Genomic DNA, 3,251 nt, shown 5'->3' with positions numbered 1-3,251 from the left:
CATGCGCATGACTGTCATCGGGTGTGGGTACCTGGGCGCCGTGCACGCCGCGTGCATGGCCGAGCTGGGCCACGAGGTGGTCGGCGTGGACGTGGACGCCGAGAAGATCGAGGCGCTGCGCGAAGCGCGCGCACCGTTCTTCGAGCCGGGCCTGCCCGAACTGCTCGAGCGCGCCATGGCCACCGGCCGGCTGCGCTTCACCACCGAGGTCGCCGAGGCCGCCGGCTCCGCGGTGCACTTCGTGTGCGTGGGCACCCCGCAGAAGAAGGGCGAGTTCGCCGCCGACATGCGCTACGTCGACGCCGCCGTCGACGCGCTGGTGCCGCACGTGGGCGACGGCGAGCTCGTGGTGGGCAAGTCCACCGTGCCGGTGGGCACCGCCGCGCGCCTGGCCGCCAAGCTCGCCGAGAAGGCCCCGGGCGCCTCCCTGGCGTGGAACCCGGAGTTCCTGCGCGAGGGCCACGCCGTGGACGACACCCTGCACCCGGACCGCCTGGTCTACGGGGTCCCCCAGGGCCCGGAGTCCGAGACCGGCAAGGCCGCCAGGGCACTGCTGGACGAGGTCTACGCCACCCCCCTGAAGCGCGGCACCCCCACGATCGTGACGGACTACCAGACCGCCGAGCTGGTCAAGGTCGCCGCCAACTCGTTCCTGGCCACGAAGATCTCCTTCATCAACGCCATGGCCGAGCTGTGCGAGAAGGTCAACGCCGACATCACGCAGCTGGCCGACGCCATCGGCCACGACGACCGCATCGGGCGCAAGTTCCTCAACGCCGGCCTGGGCTTCGGCGGCGGCTGCCTGCCCAAGGACATCCGCGCCTTCATGGCCCGCGCCGGCGAGCTGGGCGCGGACCAGACCCTGACGTTCCTGCGCGAGGTCGACTCGATCAACATGCGCCGGCGCATCCGCATGGTCGACCTGGCCCGCGAGGTCTGCGAGGGCTCGCTGATCGGCAAGCGCGTGGCGGTGCTCGGCGCGGCGTTCAAGCCCGACTCCGACGACACCCGCGACTCCCCCGCGCTGAACGTGGCCGCGCAGATCCGCCTGCAAGGCGGTGACGTGGTCCTGACCGACCCGGCCGCGCTGGACAACGCCCGCAAGGCCGTGCCGGACATCTCCTTCGCCCACAACGTCCAGGACGCCGTGCGCGGCGCCGACGTCGTGCTGCTGCTGACGGAGTGGAAGGAGTACCGCGACCTGGACCCGGCCTCGATCTCGCACCTGGTCAAGGAGAAGCGCATCCTCGACGGACGCAACGCCCTGGACCCGGCCCGGTGGCGCTCGGCCGGGTGGACCTACCGCGCCCTGGGACGCCCCCGCGCCTGACCCCCTCGGTCACCGCGGGGTGGGACGCGGGCGGGGGCGGCCCGGGCGCGGGGTGTGAGGGGACCGTGACGGTTCCCGGGGAGCCGCGCGGGGGCCCGGGGAGGTCCACGGCGGGTCACCCCGGAGCGGCACGCGGTGCCCCTACTGTGGTGACGTGCCCGTCCCGCCGCCCCCCACCCCCGACCCGGCGCAGCCGTCCCCCCGCCGGACGCCGGGGCGGCCCGCACCCGCGCGGCGCCCCGTCGCGGGCGACGGCGCCGCCGCCGACGGCGGGACGCGCGCGCTGCCGCCGACCGGGCCCGCCGAGAGCGACCGGGTGCCCGCGGGGCGCCCCGGCTACACGGCCACCACCTACGGGCGCCCGGCGCGCCGACGTCCCGAGCGGGCCACCGCGCAGGCCCCCGGCCGCGAGCAGCGCCTCGCGGAGCTGCGGCAGCCGGAAGCACCCGCCCGCCGCACCGCGCCCCCGCCCGCACACCCGCCCGCGCACCCGCCCGTCGGTCCCCCGCCGCCGCACCGCCCGCAGCGCTCGGCGGCCCGGCGCCGCCGGCGCGTGCTGCTCGTGCTGGCGCTGCTCGTCGTCGCCCTCGTCGTCCACCCGCTGGCCCTGGGCTGGCGCGGGCTGTCCGCGGTGCAGCACGTCGCCACCGCCCCCGCCGGCGAGCGGCCCGCCGACACCCCGGGGACCACCTACCTGGTGGTCGGCAGCGACTCCCGCGACGGCATGAGCGCCGAGGAGCTGGCGCAGTACTCCGCAGGCGGCGACGACATCCTCGGCCGGCGCACCGACACGATCATGCTGCTGCACGTGCCGGAGTCGGGGCCGGCCGCGCTCATCAGCGTCCCGCGCGACTCCTACGTGCCGATCCCCGGCCACGGCTCGGGGAAGATCAACGCCGCGTTCGCCCTGGGCGGTGCGCCGCTGCTGACGCAGACGGTCGAGGAGGTCTCCGGCCTGCGCGTGGACCACTACGTCGAGACGGGCTTCTCCGGCTTCGCGCACGTCGTGGACGCCGTCGGCGGTGTCGAGATGTGCCCGCCGGCGGCGGTGCAGGACGTGCGCGCCGGGCTGGACATCGCGGCCGGCTGCCAGGAGATGGACGGCGCGACCGCGCTGGGGTACGCGCGCTACCGCTACTCCGACCCCGCCGGCGACCTGGGCCGTGCGGCGCGCCAGCGCGAGCTGCTGGCGGCCATCGTGGAGGAGGCGACCTCGCCCACCACGCTGCTGAACCCCTTCCGGGCGTTCTCGCTGGCCTCGGCCGCCGGCGGCGCCCTCGCCGTCGACGAGGACGCCTCGCTGGGCGCCCTGCTGACGTTCGCGAACGGGATGCGCTCGGCGACCGGTCAGGACGGGGTCTCCATGACCGTGCCGGTGTCGAACCCGAGCCTGCGCACCTCGTCCGGCCTCGCCGTGAAGTGGGACACCGAGCGGGCGCTGGAGATGTTCGCCGACCTCCAGGCCGACGACACCGAGGCGCTGCGCTCCCTGGTCCCCTGAGCGGGGCGCCCGGTCAGAGGGTGCCGGAGAGGCCGACGACGGCCTCGGTGAGCATCTGGTCGTGCTGCTGCTCGTCGAGGGTCCCCTCGGCGAGGCGGTGGTCGAGGACGCGGCGGACGAGCTCCACCGCGTCACCGCGCGCCACCGTCGCGCCGCGGCCCCCGACCGCGGAGAGCACGACGAGCTCGCGCCCGTCGCCGTAGGCCGGCCCGGCCAGCCACGGCCCGCCGCCCTCGCGGGCCACCAGGCGGTGGACCTCGGCGGGGTCCATGGCCAGCACGGCGTGCGCGATGCGGTCGAGGTCGAGGACGTCGTTCTGCTCGTCGGCCATGGGCCGATCCTGGCACCGCGCGGCCGGGCGCGCCCGGCGGCGGCGGCCGCGGGGGTGCGCCGGGCCGGGACGACGGAGGGCGCGGGTGG

3 protein-coding genes are annotated in these 3,251 nt (G+C 76.3%); 2 read left to right on the top strand and 1 reads right to left on the bottom strand.

All coding sequences use genetic code 11. From position 1 onward, the window contains the following. The first annotated feature begins 1 nt into the window (after position 1). On the top strand, positions 2-1,330 hold the full coding sequence (locus MN205_RS07515) for a UDP-glucose/GDP-mannose dehydrogenase family protein (protein ID WP_242124901.1): 1,329 nt from the start codon (positions 2-4) through the stop codon (positions 1,328-1,330). Between the two features lie 154 nt (positions 1,331-1,484). Beyond that, entirely contained in the window at positions 1,485-2,831 is a 1,347-nt protein-coding gene (locus MN205_RS07510; protein ID WP_242125859.1) for an LCP family protein, read from the top strand. Positions 2,832-2,844: 13 nt separating this feature from the next. Here the strand turns inward: MN205_RS07510 and MN205_RS07505 are convergent, their stop codons facing one another. Beyond that, positions 2,845-3,162: a hypothetical protein gene (locus MN205_RS07505; RefSeq protein ID WP_242125857.1), complete on the bottom strand. Its 318-nt coding sequence runs from the start codon at positions 3,160-3,162 to the stop codon at positions 2,845-2,847. Between the last annotated feature and the right edge of the window lie 89 nt (positions 3,163-3,251).

This window comes from Kineococcus sp. TRM81007 (assembly GCF_022669155.1).
Lineage (GTDB): Bacteria > Actinomycetota > Actinomycetes > Actinomycetales > Kineococcaceae > Kineococcus.
This window is presented reverse-complemented; position numbering and strand designations above follow the sequence as displayed.